Raw genomic sequence first — 3,114 nt, 5'->3', positions numbered from 1 at the left:
CGTTTGAGGCGCGGGGGTCCGGGGGCGGAGCCCCCGGTCCGGGGGCGGGGCTACGCCTCCAGGTGGGCGCGGACCTCGGCGGCGGCGGTGTCGCCGTAGGCCTTCGTGAAGCGCTCCATGAAGTGCGCCCGCGCCAGGGTGTACTCCTGGGTGCCCAGGGTCTCGATGACCAGGGTGGCCAGCATGCAGCCCACCTGCGCGGCCCGCTCCAGGCCGACGCCCCAGCCGAGCCCGGTCAGGAACCCGGCGCGGAACGCGTCGCCGACGCCGGTCGGGTCGACCTTCGCCGTCTCCTCCGGGCAGCCGACGAGGATCGGCTCGTGCCCGACCCGCTCGATCCGGACGCCCTTCGCGCCGAGCGTGGTGACCCGGGTGCCGACCTTGGCGAGGATCTCCTCGTCCGTCCAGCCGGACTTCGACTCGATGAGGCCCTTCTCGTACTCGTTCGAGAAGAGGTACGTCGCGCCCTCCATCAGGGTGCGGATGTTCTCGCCGTCCATCCGGGCGATCTGCTGCGAGAAGTCCGCCGCGAAGGGGATCCCGCGCGTGCGGCACTCCTCCGTGTGGCGGAGCATCGCCTCGGGGTCGTCGGCACCGATGAGGACCAGGTCCAGCCCGCCCACCCGGTCGGCGACGGCCTTGAGCTCGATCTGCCGGGCCTCGCTCATCGCGCCCGTGTAGAAGGAGCCGATCTGGTTGTGGTCGGCGTCCGTGGTGCAGACGAAGCGCGCGGTGTGCAGCACCTCGGAGATCCGCACCGAGTCCGTGTCCACGCCGTGCCGGTCGAGCCAGGCGCGGTACTCGTCGAAGTCCGAGCCGGCGGCGCCGACCAGGATCGGGCGGCTGCCGAGCTGCCCCATGCCGAAGCAGATGTTCGGGCCGACGCCGCCCCGCCGCACGTCGAGGTTGTCGACGAGGAAGGAGAGGGAGACCGTGTGGAGCTGGTCGGCGACGAACTGGTCGGCGAAGCGGCCCGGGAAGGTCATGAGGTGGTCGGTGGCGATGGAGCCGGTGACTGCGATGCGCACGGCGTGGATGCTCCTGCGGATGACGGCGGGTGACAGTCAAAACTACCCGGTCCCCGGCCTGCGGCCGACCGGCTGAAACTACCCCGTAGTAGGACTTCCTTCGCCCGACTCGGCGTGTCTACCGTGCCTCCATGACCTATACCGATGGTTTCGGTTACACCGAGTACACCTCCGACTCCCGCCCCGGCTTCGCCCGGCTGCTGGGCGACTGCGCCCGGATGGCCCCGCACTGGGCGGTCGCGCCGGAGCCCTCCCCGGGCGGGTGGCCGGGTGGCCGGAACCGTCCGATGCGGAGGCGGCTTGAGGCGGCGTCGGACGGGTGGACGCGGAACCGGCTCCGTCGGGAGTGGCGGCGGGGCCCTGAGCGGCTGGCGGCTGACCTGGGCGGGTGGCCGGGCCGACGGCTCCGCGCGATGTGGCTGCGGGGGCCTGAGCCCGTCCGGTGTGGGTGATCGGGAGGCCCGGTCCGTGTGGTGCGGCGGCACCCAGGGCCCGGGCCGCGTGAGGCTCGCCGAGGCGGGCGGCCGGGGTCCGGGGGCCTGCGGGCGTCGGGGTGGCGTGGGGCGGGCTCAGGTGGGTGGTCGGGAGCCCCGCACTGTTGGGTGCGGGGGCCGGGGAGGCCTGGGGTCGGCTCGGGCGGGTGGTCGGGGACGCGGGGTCTGCGGGCGTCGGGGTGGTGTGGGACTGACCCAGGTGGGTGGTCGGGGATTCGGGGCCGTCTGACATCCGGGCGACGGGGGCCGAGGCGGCGCCGTGCGGCTGGCCGAGGCGGGTGGCCGGGAGCCCGGGGCCTGCGGGCGTCGGGGCAGCGGGGGACTGGGTGACCCGGGGCTGTCCCGGGTTGTTGGCCGGAAGGTCCCCTCCGCGCGGTGCGGGGGTCGCGGAAGTGTGCGGCCGCACCGGACGGGCCGTCGGGAGCCCGGTTCCTTCGGACGCCGTGGTGCCGGACGGCTGGGCGGCTCGGAGCTGCACGGGGTGGTCGGCCGGGAGGCCGGGGCCGTGCGGTGCGGTGGGATGGGGGGCCGCGGAAGCGCGGGGCTGCTTCGGACGTGGCGTCGGGAGCCCGGTTCCGTCGGACTTCTGGGAGAGCTGCGCGGGGTGGTCGGCGCCTTGTGGGGTGTTGGGGGCCGGGGAGGCGTGGGGCGGCCCCGGACGGGTTGTCGGGAGCCCGGTGCCTTCGGGCCTCGGGGCAGAGGGGGTCTGCGCGGATCGGGGTTGTCCCGGGTGGGTGTCCGGGAGGCCCGGCCGATGTGGCGCGGCGGCAGCCGGGGTTCGGGCGGGGCGAGGCCCGTCGGACGTCACGGCTGCGTCCGACGTCGCGGTGGCCTGGGGGTGGCCCGATGGGGTGGTCGGGCGAACGGCTGCGTCCGACGTCGCGGTGGCCCGGGGGTGCCCCGGGCGGGTGGTCGGAAGATCGGCTCCGGTGGCCGGAGCGTGTTGCTCCCGCCGGAGGGAGGGGGGAACGGGCCCGCCGGACGAGGCCGGCCCCGGCAGGATCGGTGCCACGGCACGCTGGACGGGCGCCTCGGACGGCGGCGTGGGACGGGATGCCGGTCGGGGCGTCGCCGAGGGGGCGGCCGCCCGGGGGGCGCCGCCGTCGGGGTTCGTGGCGGGCCGGGCCGCTCGCGGTGTCGTGCCGGGCGCGGGTACGGCTCGCTGAACGGGCTTGTCGGGCAGGGGAGTCGTGCCCGGGGAAGCGGGCGCGGCCGCCCGTGCGGGGCCGGAGGCGGTCACCGAAGGGGAGGCCGCACCGGATCGGTCCCGGCTCGTCTCCCGGGCCCCCGGCACCGTCCCGGAGGCCGACGGCCGCTGCCCGCCGGGCCCGTCCGGGGGCACCGTACCCGCGGGCCGGCGCACCGGTGCGCCGAGCCCCGTACGCCTGACGGCCGGACCGTTCGACGGAGGGCGGGGCGCGGCCACCGACGGCGAGGGCGAGCCCGGAGCTGCTGCCTCCGCGGACGCGGACGGACTGCCCGCACCGGGCGCCTCGGCCCGCTGCACGGCAGGCACGGATCCCGGGGCGGCGAGCGGCGTACCGGAAGCGCTCCCGGCGGCGGCCGAGGCCCGGTGCGCCACGGGCATAGCC

General features: G+C 76.6%; 1 protein-coding gene and 1 pseudogene. One reads left to right on the top strand and one right to left on the bottom strand.

Translation table 11 applies throughout. The features are described from left to right. Window positions 1-50 precede the first annotated feature (50 nt). On the bottom strand, window positions 51-1,028 hold the full coding sequence (locus tag AB0O29_RS34755) for a carbohydrate kinase family protein (protein ID WP_365160108.1): 978 nt from the start codon (window positions 1,026-1,028) through the stop codon (window positions 51-53). Between the two features lie 1,684 nt (window positions 1,029-2,712). On the opposite strand from AB0O29_RS34755, the pseudogene AB0O29_RS34750 reads away from it, so the two are divergent. After that, window positions 2,713-3,114: pseudogene (locus AB0O29_RS34750) on the top strand (hypothetical protein); the annotation flags it as partial.

The sequence above is a fragment of the Streptomyces sp. NPDC089915 genome (genome assembly GCF_040684675.1).
Classification (GTDB): Bacteria; Actinomycetota; Actinomycetes; order Streptomycetales; family Streptomycetaceae; genus Streptomyces.
Note: the sequence above shows the minus strand (reverse complement) of the source record. Positions and strands in the feature narration are given on the sequence as shown.